The sequence below is a fragment of the Mesorhizobium sp. CU3 genome, assembly GCF_006442965.1.
Taxonomy (GTDB): domain Bacteria; phylum Pseudomonadota; class Alphaproteobacteria; order Rhizobiales; family Rhizobiaceae; genus Mesorhizobium.
In genome coordinates, this window is the sequence record NZ_VFWX01000006.1 from 36,127 (window position 1) to 50,869 (window position 14,743).

Genomic DNA, 14,743 nt, shown 5'->3' on the forward strand with positions numbered 1-14,743 from the left:
TGACACGGACTGTAAATCGCCATTAACGTTTCGTTAATAAACAGGGCGGGCGGGGACAATGACTTCCTCAGCGATGACGCGAGTATTGCGTTTATGTGCAGTCGCAGGGCTGACGGTTTCGGCGCATTGGGCGGTGCCGGCCTGGGCGGCGGGCGCCATGGTCACCGGCGGACTGACCTCGCAGCCGATCGGCCACTATGATTTCTGCAAATTGCATCCGAACGAATGCAACATCCGCCCGGCCAATCTGGCGCCTGCCAAGATGACCGACGGCCTGTGGCGCAAGCTGGTCAATATCTCCGCCCGGGTCAACGCCGCGGTCAAGCCGATGAGCGACCTCGATCATTATGGCAAGGACGAAGTCTGGGCCTATCCGGACGACGGCTATGGCGATTGCGAGGACTATGTGCTGGAAAAGCGCCGCGAGCTTTCGCACATGGGCATCTCGCTTGCCGACCTCCTGATCACCGTCGTGCGCAAGCCGGACGGCGAGGGACATTCGGTGCTGACGGTGCGCACCGATAAGGGCGACTATGTGCTCGACAACTTGACCGACAAGGTCAAGGCCTGGGATGCCACCGGCTACCGCTTCCTCAAGCGCCAGGCGATCGACAACACCGGACGCTGGGTGTCGATCCGCGAAGGCCAGGCCGTGCTCGTCGGCTCGGTGGAGTAAAGCTGGGGCACCGCCCTCAGTTTCGTCATTCTAGGGCGAAGCAAGGGGCGAAGCGACGCGGCGTAGACCCTAGAATCCATGCCGTGACGCTGAGGCGTTGTATCGTTTACAGAATTCTGGCCAGTTGCACCCTTCGGCAAGGGTCACGGCATGGATCCTCGGGTCAAGCCCGGGGATGACGAAGAGAGAGGGCTTCGCTCTCAAAAACCATTTTTTCCAAAACCCCATGAACCTTTTTCTCCGGGACGGCGACACACATCCGTGTACCAACCATGGAGAAATCAAATGACTGCTTTTCTGCGCAATACCTTGCTTACCGCTGTCGCCATATCGGCCCTGGCCGGATCGGCCCTGGCGGACGAGACCTACAAGAGCTGCGCCAAGACCAACCTCAACGATCTCTGGAGCGGCCGCTGTTGCAGCATGAGCTCCGCCAATTGCCTGGGCGGCGGCAATGGCGGGCGCGGCGACCACAACAACAATGGCGGCCGGGGTAGCAGCACCAACGGCGCTGGAGCTGGCAAGCCCTGATCACGAGCGAGAAATCGCGAGGGCTGGCCCGGCATAGCACCGCGCCTCCGCCCTCGCGGCTTCGTCATTCCAGGGTCTCCGCTTCGCTTCGCCCTGGAACGACGACGACGAGCCTATTCGCCGTCTTCTACGACCCTGAGCCGCAACTGCCCAGTCTTGGAGTCCGCCACCCGCGCGCCGGCCTCGGCCTTCGCCGGGCCGTTGCGCGGCGGCTCGGTCTCGCCTTCGGCGAATTCCAGCGCTTCGATCTTCTGGCCGCGCTTGGTCACCTTCGATGTCGACACGAGGATGTCATCGATATCCTTGGCGGCCTGGCCGAAATGCGTCTGCAGCCGGCGTACGCGCTCGTCGACACGCCCCACATCCTCCATCAGCCGGATGACCTCGCCCTGGATCAGATGCGCCTGTTCGCGCATGCGCGCGTCCTTGAGGATCGCCTGGATGACCTGGATCGACAGCATCAGGAGTGACGGCGAGACGATGACGACGCGGGCGCGGTGCGCCTTCTGCACCACCGCCTCGAAATTCTCGTGGATCTCGGCAAACACCGATTCCGACGGCACGAACATGAAGGCGGTGTCCTGCGTCTCGCCCTGGATCAGGTATTTCTCGGCGATATCGCGGATATGCACCTCGATGTCGCGCCGAAAAGCCTGCGCCGCCACCTTCTGCATGCTCTCGCCTTCGGCGGCGCGGATGGCGTTCCACGCCTCCAGCGGGAATTTGGCATCGATGGCGAGCGACGGCGCGCCGTTCGGCATGCGCACAAGGCAGTCCGGCCGGCTGCCGTTGGAAAGGCCGGCCTGGAACTCGTAGGCGCCATGCGGCAGGCCGTCGGCGACGATCGCCTCCATGCGCGACTGGCCGAAGGCGCCGCGCGTCTGCTTGTTGGACAGGATCGCCTGCAATTGCACCACCTGGCCGGCCAGCGACTGGATGTTGCCTTGCGCGGTGTCGATCACCGCCAGCCGCTCCTGCAGCTTGGCCAGGCTCTCATGCGTCGATTTGGTCTGCTCGGCCATGGTCTGGCCGATCCTGCCGGTCATGGCGTCGAGCCGCTGCCCGAGCGATTGGGTCAACTCCGCTTGCCTTGCGCCGAACACGTCGGCGATCGCGCCCATGCGGCCCTGCATCTCGGCTTGCGCCTGCATGATGTCGGCCATCCGTGCTTCCGTGTCGCGGGCATGGTCGGCCGCTTCTGCCGCCGCAACCGCTCGCGCCCCGGCTGAGCGCCACAGAGCGACCACCAGCGCCACGAACAGGACAAGCGTCAGCACCGCGCCGAAACCCAGCGCCTGTCCAAGCGTGATCGTGATAGCGCCGAGCCGCGCGATGGGCTGCGAAAGGATGGACGTCATGTCGTTCATGGCGGCAGCATAGCCGATTCGGCCCGTCGGCACAGATCAAAACGTGAACGACGCACCAATGTCCCCGTTGACGCTTTTCCAACGACGTCCTAGGTGAGACGCCATGTCGATCAAGCCGCTCATCATCCTTCCCGATCCCATTCTGCGCCAGCTCTCCAAGCCGGTGGAGCGTGTCGACGCCGATTTGCGCAGGCTGGCGGACGACATGCTGGAAACCATGTATGACGCGCCGGGCATCGGCCTTGCGGCGATCCAGATCGGCGAGCCTCGGCGACTCCTGGTCATCGACCTCGCCAAGGAAGGCGAGCCGCCTCAGCCGCATGTCTTCATCAACCCGGAAGTGCTCGAAAGCTCCGACCAGCGTTCGGTCTATGAGGAAGGCTGCCTGTCGATCCCCGATTATTATGCCGAGGTCGAGCGCCCGGCCTCGGTGCGGGTGAAGTATCTCGACCGCGACGGCAAGCAGCAGGAAGTCCAGGCCGAGGGCTTGATGGCTACCTGCCTGCAGCACGAGATCGACCACCTCAACGGCGTGCTGTTCATCGACCACATCTCGAAGCTCAAGCGCGACATGGTGGTCAAGAAATTCAAGAAGCTCGCCAAGGACAAGGCGCCGGGCCGCATGGTCGGATAGGGCCTATTCGAGCAGCCCACGCAGAAGCCAATCTCGACCGAGCTCTATGCCTTTAGCGCCGATTTCAAGCGCAAGCGCGCGCGACTCCGGCGAGAAGATCAATACCACAACGAATCCGACTGCTAACAACGGCGTGACGTATATGGCGACATTTCGTTCTCGTCGTTTCGACAGCACGCCTTTGTTGTACTGCTCCTCGACCGATTTGAACTCGGCGATTGGCGTACTGCGTTTTCCAAAAGGCTCGTTACCACGCTGCATAAGAAGGCTCACCTGGGAACAGGTGCTTCGAATTATGCGCGCAATCTTATTGGTATAGAGTTAACGAACCGTACCAGCAGCCATAGTTAGAGGCTGAAACCCATATTGAGCAAGTGCTCCTCTGATGATATCATTGATATCAACTTGGAGGCGCCTGATGGGTGATATGCTGATCCGGGGTATTCCCGAACCATTGAAACGCGAAATAGAGCAAGCCGCACGCAAGGGCGGCCAGAGCCTGTCCGGCAAGGCGATCGATCTTCTACGCAAGGGCATGGTCGCGGAAAAGGAAAGCAAACCAGAGCCCGGCCTGTCGGCATGGGACGCGATTCGCTCAGCATTCTCGGCTGAAAACGCAATCGGCGACGAATTCGCCGAGGTGATGGACAAAATCGAAGCGGAACGGAAACGTGACTTCGGTCGTCCGGTCGAGGAGTTCGAGTGATCGTCCTCGATACCAATGTCATTTCCGAAGCCAGCAAGCCGGCACCCGATGCGAATGTCTCCGCTTGGTTCCGCAAACAGGACCTTCTCGACCTCTATCTAAGCGGCCCTGTCGTCATGGAGCAGTCCTTCGGCGCGGAGCGGTTTTTGACCAAGACGGGTTCGGACCGCTACATCAAGGTGCTCGATCACCTGATGTCGCAGCAATTTGCCGGCCGTATCGTGGAGTTTGCCGGTTCTGCCCCCCTGCTCGCTGGCAAGCTTCGGGCAGCACGCGAGCGGATCGGTCGGCCAATCAGTCTTTCCGACGCCATGATCGCTGCGATTTGTCTCGCGCATGACGCTACACTGGCGACGCGCAACGTCCGAGATTTCGACGGGCTTGACCTGAAGCTCGTAAACCCTTTTGAAGCGGGCGCCTGAGCCAACCGCAGGTCGAAAACAGGATCGCAGCACGTCATGCCGCTTCGCGTCATTTTCATGGGCACGCCGGATTTTTCCGTGCCGACCTTGCGCGCCATCGCCGAGGCCGGTCACGAGATCGCGGCCGTCTACACGCAGCCGCCGCGCGCCGCGGGCCGGCGCGGGCTGGAACTGACGCCGTCGCCGGTGCAGCGCGAGGCGGAGCGGCTGGGCCTCGATGTGCGGACACCGACATCGCTGAAGAATGAGCCCGAGCAACAGGCCTTCGCGGCTCTGCGGGCTGATGTCTGCGTGGTGGTCGCCTATGGATTGTTGCTGCCGAAGGCTGTTCTGGATGCGCCTCGGCTCGGCTGCCTCAACGGCCATGCCTCGCTTTTGCCACGCTGGCGTGGTGCTGCTCCCATCCAACGCGCGATCATGGCCGGCGACACCGAAACCGGCATGATGGTGATGAAGATGGAAGAGGGTTTGGACACCGGTCCGGTTGCTCTGGTTGAAAAATGCGCCATCGCACCCGATATGACCGCCGGCGAGTTGCATGACCGCCTGATGGCTCAGGGCGCATCTTTGATGGTCGAAGCGCTCGCGCAGTTGGGGATAAATTGTCTGACATTTACCCTACAGGCGACGGAAGGGGTGACCTACGCGCGAAAGATCGATAAATCGGAGACACGCGTAGACTGGACGCGGCCTTCTGGCGAAGTCCACGATCACATTCGCGGCCTTTCGCCCTTTCCGGGCGCCTGGTGCGAAGTCGAAATTGGCGGCCGCATGGAGCGGCTGAAACTGCTTCGCTCGACGCTTTCTGAAGGCGTCGGCGAGTCGGGAGGAATTCTCGATGACCGGCTGACGGTTGCCTGCGGGGCAGGCGCGGTCAGGCTGGTCGAAGTTCAACGGGCGGGCGGAAAGCCCGCCGCCGCGCAGGAGTTTTTGCGCGGGGCCAAGATCGAAAAAGGAATGAAACTGACATGAGCATGATGTCGATACGCGCGGCGACGCCGCGGGATCGCGATGCGATCCGTCTCGTTGAGGAGCATGCGTTCGGCCAGCAGGCGGAAGCCGGCTTGGTCGATGCGTTGATCAATGGCGGCGATGCCGTCGTCGAACTGGTTGCCGAGGAAGACGGCCAGGTCGTCGGCCATATCCTGTTCTCGCGGCTTTTCGTGCAGAACGGCGGCAAGCAGTTCGCGGCCGTGGCGCTGGCGCCACTGGCGGTCGAACCGTCCTTCCACGGCACCGGCATTGGCGGCGCGCTGATCCGCGAGGCGCATCTGCGTCTCAAGGAAGCCGGCGAGCGGCTTGCCGTGGTGCTGGGCGATCCGGCCTATTACGGCCGCTTCGGCTACACCCACGCCCGCGCCGAGAAGTTCGAGAGCGAGTACCAGGGCGAGGCGCTGCAGGCATTGGCCTGGGGCGAAGCTCCTGAGGCCGGCAAGCTCGTCTACGCTTCGGCCTTTACCGCGCTTGCCGCCTAAGCGGCGAGCGCCAGTCACTTATGCCGCGTTTTCGGCTCGACATCGAATATGATGGCAGCCAATTCGCCGGCTGGCAGCACCAGGCGGACCAGCCCTCGGTGCAGCAGGCGATCGAGCAGGCGATCGGGAAGTTTTGCGGTGAGGACGTAAGAATACGTGCCGCCGGCAGAACCGATGCCGGCGTGCACGCCACCGCCCAGGTCGCGCATGTCGACCTCACCAGGGACTGGGCGGGCGACAAGGTGCGCGATGCCGTCAACGCGCACCTGCAGGCGGCCGGCGCGCGCGTCGCCGTCCTGAAGGCGACGATGGTCGCCGACGGTTTCGACGCCCGCTTCTCCGCCACCGCGCGCCACTATCTCTACCGCATCCTCAACCGCCGCGCGCCTGCCGCGCTGGAAAAGGGCAAGGTCTGGTGGGTGCCGAAGCGGCTCGACGCCGAAGCCATGCATGAGGCGGCGAAAGTGCTGCTCGGCCGGCATGATTTCACCACCTTCCGCTCCACCCAGTGCCAGGCCGAAAGCCCGGTCCGCACGCTTGCGCAACTGGATGTCAGCCGCGATGGCGACTTCATCGAGGTGCGGACCTCGGCGCGCTCCTTCCTGCACAACCAGGTGCGCTCGATGGTGGGATCGTTGCGGCGCGTCGGCGACGGCTCCTGGGGCTCCGCCGATCTCAAGACGGCGCTCGAAGCGCGCGACCGCGCCGCCTGCGGCCAGGTGGCGCCGCCGGATGGGCTGTTTCTGGTGGGCGTCGACTATGCGCAGACAATGGAGAAGCCGACAGGCGTCGATGAAGACACCGACGCCTAACCCGTCGTGCCGTCCGGTATGGTGATGCCGAGCAGCGCCTGCAACCCGAACAGCACGAGCAGCGATGCCATGAACATGCCGACGAAAACGGCGGTGCCGACGGCGGCGCCCTTGCCGATGGTCGCGTTGGTCATCCGCCAGCTTAGCACGATGGAAAGCAGGAACAGGACGAAGGACACGCCGCTGCTAATCTCGCTCGTCGAAGACAGGAAGAGCCTGACCAGCGCCGATGGCAGCATCAGCCATGCAATGATCGCCGACGCCCAGTTGGAGGCGACGACATAATGGACGAAGCGCCCGCCTATGCCGGCGCGCGGCGCGACCAGCGCCAGCGCCACCAAGGGCAGTACCCAGGAGCCGATGTCGACTGTCGCCAGCCGGATCAGTATGCCGAGGCGGCCGGTGAAGGCGTCGGGATCGCCGATCTCATTGGCCAATTCCACCCAGCCGACGATCATCGCCGGCGCCGCGACGACGATGGCGAAGAACGAGTTCCAGAAACCGTCCGCCGACAGATCGAGCAGGCGCAAACCGTCGGTCTTGCCGAACATCAGCCGCCAGGCGCCGGCCAGCGAAGCGTAGGTTTCGTCCGCCGACAGCATCGTCACGCGAGGTCCTGCCCGAACCAGTCTTCGATGAAACGCTCGTAGATCTTCGTCAGCGTCTCCAGATCGGCCAGCGCCACGCGCTCGTCGACCATATGCATGGTCTTGCCGACCAGGCCGAACTCGACCACCGGGCAATAATCCTTGATGAAACGCGCGTCCGAGGTGCCCCCGGAGGTGGAGAGCGCCGGCGTCTTGCCGACCGCCGCCTGGACCGAGCTCTTCAACGTATCGATCAGCTTGTCGTCCCGGGTCAGGAAAACGTGGCTCGGCCGGTCGCGCCAGACAAGCTCGTATTCCACCGGCGTCTTTTTGCCCGGCCGGTATTTCTTGCGGCCCGCCGCCTGGTCGAGGCGGTTGTGGATATCGGCCTGAACCGTCTCGGCGGTCCAGGTGTCGTTGAAGCGGATGTTGAAGGTGGCGGTCGCCTTGGCCGGGATGACGTTGGTCGCCGGATTGCCGACATCGATCGACGTCACTTCCAGGTTGGTGGCTTGGAAATCCTTCGTCCCCTTGTCGAACACCGGATGGAGCAGTGCGTCGACCAGGCTCATCAGCCCGCGCACTGGGTTGTCGGCAAGCTGCGGATAGGCGGCGTGACCCTGACGGCCATGCACGACGACGCTGCCCGACAGCGAACCGCGCCGGCCGATCTTGATCATGTCTCCCAGCGCATCCGGGTTGGTCGGCTCGCCGACGATCGAGGCGTCCCACTTCTCGCCCTTGGCGGCAGCCCATTCTAGCAGCTTCGTCGTGCCATTGATCGCCGGGCCTTCCTCGTCGCCGGTGATCAGCAGCGAGACCGAGCCTTTCGGCCCGCCGTTCTTTTCGACGTGACGCGCCACTGCGGCGATGAAGCAGGCGATGCCGCCCTTCATGTCGACGGCGCCGCGGCCATACATCTCGCCATTGGCGATCTCGGCGGCGAAGGGCGGATGCGTCCAGGCAGCCTCGTCGCCCACCGGCACGACATCGGTATGGCCGGCAAACATCAGATGCGGGCCGTTGCCCGAGCGCCGCGCATAGAGGTTTTCGATGTCCGGCGTGCCGTCTTCCGAAAAGACAGGACGCTCGACAGCGAAGCCGAGCGGTTTCAGCATTTGCTCCAGCGCGCCAAGCGCGCCGCCTTCGGCAGGCGTCACGGACGGGCAGCGGATCAGGGCGGCAAGGTTCTGGGCAGGGTCGGTCGGCAATGTCATGGGCAAAGCGATAGTCGAAAGCGTTTGATGTGTCACGGTGGCAGATGATCGCCGGTCATGCCCCGACAATATGGGTTTCATGCGGTATAGTTACAGGCCAGATGAGGATGATTGCATGGCCGACGAAGGAAAAACGATCGCGATTGCCGGCGCCGGCAGCATCGGCTGCTATGTCGGCGGTTGCCTGGCGCTGGCCGGACGCAAGGTGATCTTCCTCGGCCGCGGCCGCATCGTCGAGACCATGCGCAAGGATGGCTTACGCGTCAGCGATCTGGATGGCTTCGATGGCCGCCTCGATGCGCAAACGGTTTCGGCGACCGACGATCCAGCGGCGGCGCTGCGCGGGGCCGACATCATCCTGGTGACGGTCAAGAGCGGCGGCACAGAGGAGATGGCGAAGTCGATTGCCGCCCATGCCCGTCCGGACGCCATCGTGATCAGCCTGCAGAACGGGGTCGACAATGCCGACAGGCTGCGCGCCGGCCTTCCAGGCTGGCGGGTGCTGACCGGCATGGTGATGTTCAACGTCATCCAGTCACCGGACGGGGAAGTGCCGTTTCACGTCCATCGCGCCAGCCAGGGCGAGGTGATGATCGATGCCGGCGTCGACGGCCTGGTCGAATTGCTCGATGTCGACGGGCTTGCCGTCGAGGCGCGCACCGACATGAAGGCGGTGCAGTGGAGCAAATTGCTGATGAACCTCAACAATGCGCTGGTGGCGCTCTCCGACCTGCCGCTGGCAAGGCAACTGGCCGACCGCAACTGGCGGGTGATCCTCGCGGCGCAGATCGACGAGGCGCTTGCCGCGATGAAGGCATCGGGCATTGCGCCGGCGCGCATCGCCGCCCTGCCGTCGTCGTTGCTGCCGAAAGTGCTGCGGCTGCCGGACTGGCTGTTCGGCATTCTTGCCCGCCGCATGCTGGCGATCGATCCGCGGGCGCGCGCCTCGATGTGGGACGATCTCAAGCGAGGCCGCCCGACCGAGATCGACGAGTTGCAGGGCGCGGTCATCCGCTTGGCGCGGCAAACCGGAACTCCGACGCCGGTCAACCAGCGCGTCACCACGCTGGTGCGTCAGGCTGAAGCCGAAAAACGCGGCCCGCCCGGGCTTAGGCCCGACGCCGTCGCGGGCGTTCCTCGATCAGCGTGATCTTCTGCCAGATCTTTCGCGACAGGTTGGAGGCCAGGTTCTCGATGTCGTTGACGGCGTTGATGACGACATCGTCATTGACCGATTGCGCGAACAGCGCGGCGATCTTGCCGGTGATCGACAGCATCTCAGAACAATAGTCGAGATAGCGGGCGAGGTCGGCGGCATTGGTGATGCGCTGCGGCGAATGCGCGGTCGGCTTGAAATCGGCCGAGAGCGTCGCCGGATCCTTGGTCAGCTGGTGCATGTCGATGACGTGGATCAGCGAGCGCAGACTGTGCAGCTGCTTGAACACTTTCTTGCGCTTGATGCGCTCCTCGGTGCGGATCAATGCCAGCAGCCCGAGCACGGCCAGGATGACTGTGTTGATCGTCGCCTCGATGCCTTGCATCGACTGCACCGCGTCGTCGGCGCCCGAGATACGGTCGAGCGGCAATATGGTGCCGACGAACAGGAACATCGCCACACCGGCGATGAAGGCCGCGACGATGACGCCGCGCAGCCACCAGATCGGCGCTTCCAGTTCCCTGGCGGCCTTGGCCAGATCGCGCGACAGCGACACCAGTTCGGCGGCGACGGCGCTCAGCCCTCGCTCCGGAAATCGCTCGGCGACACGCTCTTCGAGCCTTTGGGCGGTCTCGATGATCCGCGTGGGGTTAAGCGAGCGGTAGCGCATGGCTATCTCAGCCGTCGGCCGGCGCATTGGTGCGCCTGCCATAGCGGTTCGGCGTCGGCTGCCCGGGATAAAGGCAAAGCAGGAGAAAGGCGAGGATCGATACGACCGGTACGAACAGGACCAGTGAAATGATGCCCGGCTTGTCGAGATCATGCAGCCGCTTCACGGCAAGCGCGAAAAACGGCCAGAGCGAGACTATGAATACAACGGCGGAAATGGCCCACCAAGTCTCGCTTTCCGGGCTGCCTTCGAGCGCTCGCCCGAAGTGATAGATAGGAAAAGCCTGCACGATGGTGACCAGCATCACGCCAAGAAAATAGGCCGCGCGGCTGACGCGGCCCGAGGCCTTGAAGAAGAGCCAGCTGAAGTCTGATTTTTCAGGCAAGCGGGTCCGGTCCGTATTGATTGGCGCCTCTGGTGCCTTCGAGTATGCCGAGTTCGACCAGCAGCCAAATGCCGCCGATGATCGGTATGAAACCAATCAGCGTCCACCAACCCGACTTGTTACGGTCGTGCCAGCGTTTGGCGTAGAGAGCAATCGCGAAATAGACCGATGCGAGAGCGACGAGAAGGCCGATGATGCCGACTTGGGCGCCGCTGGACGTCGTGAAGCGAGTGCCGAGGATCGAGTCGAGAATGAAGGCAACAATGGCGATGACGATGAATATGCCGATGCCGGCCCAGAACTTGGCGCGGTTGATGCGGCCGTCGAAGCTTGTCAGCAGATACTTCCAGTCCATAACGCCCCTCCGTGTTGAACCAGCGCGACGGAATGTCGCGCCGGCGGAAGGTGCTGCCGTTTACCGAAAAGATCAATCGCGCAGCAATTCGTTGATCGAGGTCTTGGAGCGGGTCTTGGCGTCGACGCGCTTGACGATGACGGCGCAGTAGAGGCTGGGGCCGGGCTCGTTGTTGGGAAAATTCTTGCCCGGCATCGAGCCTGCGACGACGACCGAATTCGGCGGCACCTCACCATAGAAGACCTCGCCGGTGGCGCGGTCGACGATCTTGGTCGACTGGCCGATGAAGACGCCCATGCCGAGCACCGATCCCTCGCGCACGATGCAGCCCTCGACCACCTCGGAGCGCGCGCCGATGAAGCAATTGTCCTCGATGATGGTGGGCCCTGCCTGCATCGGCTCCAGCACGCCGCCGATGCCGACGCCGCCGGACAGATGCACGTTCTTGCCGATCTGCGCGCAGGAGCCGACCGAGGCCCAGGTGTCGACCATGGTGCCGCTATCGACATAGGCGCCGACATTGACGAAGGACGGCATCAGCACCGCGCCCGGCGCGACATAGGCCGAGCGGCGCACGACCGAGGACGGCACGGCGCGGAAGCCGGCCTTCTCGAAATCGACGGCGCCCCAGCCGTCGAACTTCGACGGCACCTTGTCCCACCATACGGCTTCGCCCGGCCCGCCCTTGATGACTTCCATCGGGTTCAGCCGGAATGAGAGCAGCACCGCCTTCTTCAGCCACTGGTTGACATGCCATTTGCCGTCGTCCTGCCGTTCGGCGACGCGCACCGTGCCGCGGTCGAGCAGATCGAGCGCCGACTGGATGGCGTCGCGCACTTCGCCGCGGGTCGCGGTCGAGATCGCGTCGCGTTCCTCGAAGGCCTTCTCGATGGTCTTTTCGAGGCTCGCCAGATCGGGCTTCGACATGAAATTGCTCCATTACCAAGCTGTTAAGGGCCTGCGCCTTAACCTGTTTAAAAGTCGCGCGGACCCTATGTTAAGGCTTGTTGGGGGTCAATCGCGCCTGCGTCACGGGACGGCGCATGTAAGGGAATTTGGACGGGGTGGACTCGATGACTCCCATGGAAAAGGCGGGCTGGACGCCGCTGCCGCATTCGGACGAGGATCTGGAGCGCTCGAAGAGCGTGCCGGACACGCCGCAGACGCGCGCCGAAACCTACCGGCTGGCCTGGAACGATCCAGACTTCATGACGCGGCGCGAGCTGCGCGCGGTGCGGCTGCAGCTGGAACTTTTGAAGCCGGAAATGATCCTGGCCGAGCGCGGCATCCGCTCGACAGTCATCCTGTTCGGCGGCGCCAGGCTGCCTGAGCCGGGCGGCGAAGCCTGGGCGGCCAAGAACGAGACGCAGAAGAAGAACCTCGAGGCCAACAGCAAATATTATGAGGAGGCGCGCAAGTTCGCCCGCCTCTGCTCGCAGCAATCGGCCACGTCCTACTATCGCGAGTTCGTCGTCGTCACCGGCGGCGGACCGGGCGTCATGGAAGCGGGCAACCGCGGCGCCGACGATGTCGGCGCGCCGTCGATCGGCCTGAACATCGTCCTGCCGCACGAGCAGGCGCCCAACGCCTATGTGACGCCGGAGCTATGCTTCAACTTCCACTATTTCGCCATCCGCAAGATGCATTTCGTCATGCGCGCCAAGGCCGTCGCGGTGTTTCCAGGCGGCTTCGGCACGATGGACGAGTTCTTCGAGACGCTGACGCTGATCCAGACCGGCCGTATGGAGCGCGTTCCGGTCATCCTGTTCGGCAAGGCGTTCTGGCAAAGGGCGATCGATCTCGATTTCCTCGCCGAGCAGGGCACGATCTCGCCCGGCGACCAGGACATCATCGACTTCGTCGACACCGCCGACGAAGCCTGGGACATCATCCGCCGCTTCTATAAGTTGGGGGAATAGGAACTGGGGAACTGGGGAATTGAAGAATTGAAGCAAAAGGACGCCTGGGCCATTCCCCAGTTCCCCAGTTCCCCAGTTCCCCAGTTCCCCAGTTCTTCAGATCGGCAGCTCTGCCAGCCAGCCGTTCGAGTGCGCGAAACGCACAATCGCCGCGCGCGAATGCAGCGCGAGCTTTTCCGTCGCCCTGGTGCGGTAGGTTTCGATCGTCTTGATGCTGAGGTTGAGCCGCGAGGAGATTTCCTTGTTGCTGTAGCCGAGCGCGACCAGTTGGATGACCGAGCGCTCGCGCTCGCTGAGGCTGCCGGGGTCGCCCTGTATGCCGTTTCGCGGGCTCAGGATGCGCGCGGCGAGCGCCGGATCGACATAGTTGCCGCCGGCCAGCACGCAACGTATGGCCTGCAACAGGTCTGTCGCGGTCGCGCGCTTGACCACGAAGCCGCGGCCGCCGGCCGCAAGCACCTGGCGCAGGCAGCCGGGGTCCTCATGCGCCGTCAACGCAATGCAGCCGAGCCCGGGAAACCTCTGCGCAAGCCGCTCGATCAGCATCACGCCGCTGGCGCCGGGAAGCGATATATCGATCACGGCGACGTCGGGAAGCGACTGGGCGATGCCTTCAAGAGCCTCGTCGGCGTTCGAGGCCAGCCCGACGATCGTCAGATCGTCTTCCGCATTGATCATCGCGCCGACGCCCGACAGCAGAATCGGGTGGTCGTCGACCACAAATATCCGCTTGCAGCACATCTTCAACCTCCATCCCTGAAGGGCTCTCCATCCGACGATGAAGATCCCTTGCCCTTGATGGTCCAGGCCACTGTCCCGCATGGCGCGGGACACCCGTCTGTCTTCGCTGGCCGCGCCGCGGCCGCCACAGGGTGGGCGATCCCCCGCCTAACCCATGGCGTCGGACTTTAAGCCCTGACTAATGTCTTGGATGTGCGGCGCTTCACGTAAACCGTGCCGGGGCCAAAGATATTTGAAAACAGGTGCTTAACATGTGGTGGGGTTTCAGGACGAGATAACGTTCGGCGCGGTGGCCGGCCATTGCCTTCAGCCGGCCAGAGGCACGTCCGCATAGACAGTGGTGCCCTTGCCCTTGGCGGTTTCAAGCTTGAGCTGGCCGCCGACCAGCGCCAGGCGCTCCTTCATTCCGGCAAGCCCGAGATGGCCGGGCCCGGGCTCGCCCTCGCCGTCGAAGCCGCGGCCGTCATCCTCGATCGTCAGGCGTATGCGGTTGTCGTGGATGTGCGCCGTCACGCTGACGCGATTCGGCGCGGCGTGCTTGCCGATATTGGTCAGCGCTTCCTGCGCGATTCGGTAGAGCGTCAGCCTGGTCTCTGTGGGCAGCGGGCTCGAAAGCGCTTCAAGGTCGACATCGCAGGCAATGCCCAGCTGGTCGCACAGCACCGCGGTCAGATCCTCGACCGAGGCGCGCAGGCCGAGGCGATCGAGATCCGCCGGCCGCAGGTTCCAGGCGGCATCATGCACCCTGCCGCTCAATTGATCGACGAGCTTGGCCGCCCTGGCGAGACGGTCGTCGAGTTCGGCCGAGTCCGCGCGGACGTTGTGTAGTTCGAGCGCCAGGCTGGCGAGCATCTGGCCGAGATCGTCATGCAACTCGCGCGACAGCCGCAGGCGCTGTTCCTCCTGAACCGCGATCAGGCGCCGGGCCAACCTTTGCCGGGCTGTCGAGCCGTCACTTCCGCCTGCCTCGTTTCCAGCCTGCATCGATCCTTCTCTTGTTTCTTGCCCCCGCAAATGTCCCCCGCATATGCACGGGTAGGAGAGAAAAGGCATGAGCATCTGTTGCCTTACGCAATATACACGCGACCGG

At 63.6% G+C, this 14,743-nt stretch carries 20 protein-coding genes; 10 read left to right on the forward strand and 10 right to left on the reverse strand.

The window, feature by feature from the left end; genetic code table 11:
- The first annotated feature begins 58 nt into the window (after positions 1 to 58).
- Positions 59 to 676, forward strand: a complete 618-nt coding sequence (locus FJ988_RS10845) for a transglutaminase-like cysteine peptidase (RefSeq protein WP_140817330.1) — start codon at positions 59 to 61, stop codon at positions 674 to 676.
- A gap of 285 nt (positions 677 to 961) precedes the next feature.
- Positions 962 to 1,207 carry a hypothetical protein gene (locus tag FJ988_RS10850; RefSeq protein WP_140817332.1) on the forward strand — a complete coding sequence of 82 codons (246 nt, stop codon included), beginning with the start codon at positions 962 to 964 and terminating at the stop codon, positions 1,205 to 1,207.
- 113 nt (positions 1,208 to 1,320) lie between these two features.
- Here FJ988_RS10850 and FJ988_RS10855 read toward each other — a convergent pair whose 3' ends face one another.
- The gene (locus tag FJ988_RS10855) at positions 1,321 to 2,574 is read right to left on the reverse strand and encodes a DNA recombination protein RmuC (protein WP_140817334.1); all 1,254 of its coding nucleotides are present in this window, start codon (positions 2,572 to 2,574) and stop codon (positions 1,321 to 1,323) included.
- A gap of 103 nt (positions 2,575 to 2,677) precedes the next feature.
- Here FJ988_RS10855 and def point away from each other — a divergent pair, with 103 nt between their 5' ends.
- Positions 2,678 to 3,208, forward strand: coding sequence for a peptide deformylase (gene def, locus FJ988_RS10860; protein WP_140817336.1), 531 nt, complete (start codon positions 2,678 to 2,680; stop codon positions 3,206 to 3,208).
- Between the two features lie 3 nt (positions 3,209 to 3,211).
- Here def and FJ988_RS10865 read toward each other — a convergent pair whose 3' ends face one another.
- Complete coding sequence (locus FJ988_RS10865) at positions 3,212 to 3,469, reverse strand: hypothetical protein (protein WP_140817338.1); 258 nt, start codon at positions 3,467 to 3,469, stop codon at positions 3,212 to 3,214.
- A 157-nt stretch (positions 3,470 to 3,626) separates the two neighbouring features.
- On the opposite strand from FJ988_RS10865, the gene FJ988_RS10870 reads away from it, so the two are divergent.
- From FJ988_RS10870 to truA, 5 genes are read left to right on the forward strand one after another with little or no spacing between them, the layout of a single operon-like run.
- Positions 3,627 to 3,914, forward strand: a complete 288-nt coding sequence (locus FJ988_RS10870; RefSeq protein ID WP_140817340.1) for a plasmid stabilization protein — start codon at positions 3,627 to 3,629, stop codon at positions 3,912 to 3,914.
- On the forward strand, positions 3,911 to 4,336 hold the full coding sequence (locus tag FJ988_RS10875; protein ID WP_140817342.1) for a type II toxin-antitoxin system VapC family toxin: 426 nt from the start codon (positions 3,911 to 3,913) through the stop codon (positions 4,334 to 4,336). The genes FJ988_RS10870 and FJ988_RS10875 overlap by 4 nt, the downstream gene beginning before the upstream one ends.
- Before the next feature lie 36 nt (positions 4,337 to 4,372).
- Complete coding sequence (fmt, locus tag FJ988_RS10880; RefSeq protein WP_140817344.1) at positions 4,373 to 5,308, forward strand: methionyl-tRNA formyltransferase; 936 nt, start codon at positions 4,373 to 4,375, stop codon at positions 5,306 to 5,308.
- Positions 5,305 to 5,811: a GNAT family N-acetyltransferase gene (locus FJ988_RS10885; RefSeq protein WP_140817346.1), complete on the forward strand. Its 507-nt coding sequence runs from the start codon at positions 5,305 to 5,307 to the stop codon at positions 5,809 to 5,811. The genes fmt and FJ988_RS10885 overlap by 4 nt, the downstream gene beginning before the upstream one ends.
- A gap of 20 nt (positions 5,812 to 5,831) precedes the next feature.
- Positions 5,832 to 6,623: a tRNA pseudouridine(38-40) synthase TruA gene (gene truA / locus FJ988_RS10890; RefSeq protein WP_140817348.1), complete on the forward strand. Its 792-nt coding sequence runs from the start codon at positions 5,832 to 5,834 to the stop codon at positions 6,621 to 6,623.
- On the opposite strand, the gene FJ988_RS10895 is transcribed toward truA, so the two are convergent.
- Both FJ988_RS10895 and dapE read right to left on the reverse strand, forming a co-directional pair.
- A complete protein-coding gene (locus FJ988_RS10895) occupies positions 6,620 to 7,225 on the reverse strand; it encodes a transporter (RefSeq protein ID WP_140817818.1) in 606 nt (201 codons plus the stop codon). The two genes, truA and FJ988_RS10895, sit on opposite strands and share 4 nt — an antisense overlap.
- Positions 7,226 to 7,227: 2 nt before the next feature.
- Positions 7,228 to 8,427, reverse strand: a complete 1,200-nt coding sequence (gene dapE, locus FJ988_RS10900) for a succinyl-diaminopimelate desuccinylase (RefSeq protein WP_140817350.1) — start codon at positions 8,425 to 8,427, stop codon at positions 7,228 to 7,230.
- Positions 8,428 to 8,542: 115 nt separating this feature from the next.
- Between dapE and FJ988_RS10905 the strand changes: the two genes are divergently transcribed.
- Positions 8,543 to 9,577 carry a 2-dehydropantoate 2-reductase gene (locus FJ988_RS10905; protein ID WP_140817352.1) on the forward strand — a complete coding sequence of 345 codons (1,035 nt, stop codon included), beginning with the start codon at positions 8,543 to 8,545 and terminating at the stop codon, positions 9,575 to 9,577.
- Here the strand turns inward: FJ988_RS10905 and FJ988_RS10910 are convergent.
- The 4 genes from FJ988_RS10910 to dapD all read right to left on the reverse strand — a co-directional run bounded on the left by FJ988_RS10910 (position 9,537) and on the right by dapD (position 11,920).
- Positions 9,537 to 10,253: a hypothetical protein gene (locus tag FJ988_RS10910; RefSeq protein ID WP_140817354.1), complete on the reverse strand. Its 717-nt coding sequence runs from the start codon at positions 10,251 to 10,253 to the stop codon at positions 9,537 to 9,539. The genes FJ988_RS10905 and FJ988_RS10910 overlap by 41 nt on opposite strands.
- A 7-nt stretch (positions 10,254 to 10,260) precedes the next feature.
- Positions 10,261 to 10,638, reverse strand: a complete 378-nt coding sequence (locus tag FJ988_RS10915) for a DUF805 domain-containing protein (protein ID WP_140817356.1) — start codon at positions 10,636 to 10,638, stop codon at positions 10,261 to 10,263.
- On the reverse strand, positions 10,631 to 10,993 hold the full coding sequence (locus FJ988_RS10920; RefSeq protein WP_140817358.1) for a DUF805 domain-containing protein: 363 nt from the start codon (positions 10,991 to 10,993) through the stop codon (positions 10,631 to 10,633). The genes FJ988_RS10915 and FJ988_RS10920 overlap by 8 nt, the downstream gene beginning before the upstream one ends.
- Positions 10,994 to 11,065: 72 nt before the next feature.
- Positions 11,066 to 11,920, reverse strand: coding sequence for a 2,3,4,5-tetrahydropyridine-2,6-dicarboxylate N-succinyltransferase (gene dapD, locus FJ988_RS10925; protein ID WP_140817360.1), 855 nt, complete (start codon positions 11,918 to 11,920; stop codon positions 11,066 to 11,068).
- A gap of 146 nt (positions 11,921 to 12,066) precedes the next feature.
- Here dapD and FJ988_RS10930 point away from each other — a divergent pair, with 146 nt between their 5' ends.
- Positions 12,067 to 12,912 (forward strand): LOG family protein, encoded by an 846-nt coding sequence (locus FJ988_RS10930; protein ID WP_140817362.1) that lies wholly within the window; start codon positions 12,067 to 12,069, stop codon positions 12,910 to 12,912.
- 96 nt (positions 12,913 to 13,008) lie between these two features.
- Here FJ988_RS10930 and FJ988_RS10935 read toward each other — a convergent pair whose 3' ends face one another.
- Both FJ988_RS10935 and FJ988_RS10940 read right to left on the reverse strand, forming a co-directional pair.
- On the reverse strand, positions 13,009 to 13,653 hold the full coding sequence (locus FJ988_RS10935; RefSeq protein ID WP_140817364.1) for a response regulator transcription factor: 645 nt from the start codon (positions 13,651 to 13,653) through the stop codon (positions 13,009 to 13,011).
- 306 nt (positions 13,654 to 13,959) lie between these two features.
- A complete protein-coding gene (locus FJ988_RS10940) occupies positions 13,960 to 14,637 on the reverse strand; it encodes a sensor histidine kinase (protein ID WP_181183499.1) in 678 nt (225 codons plus the stop codon).
- Between the last annotated feature and the right edge of the window lie 106 nt (positions 14,638 to 14,743).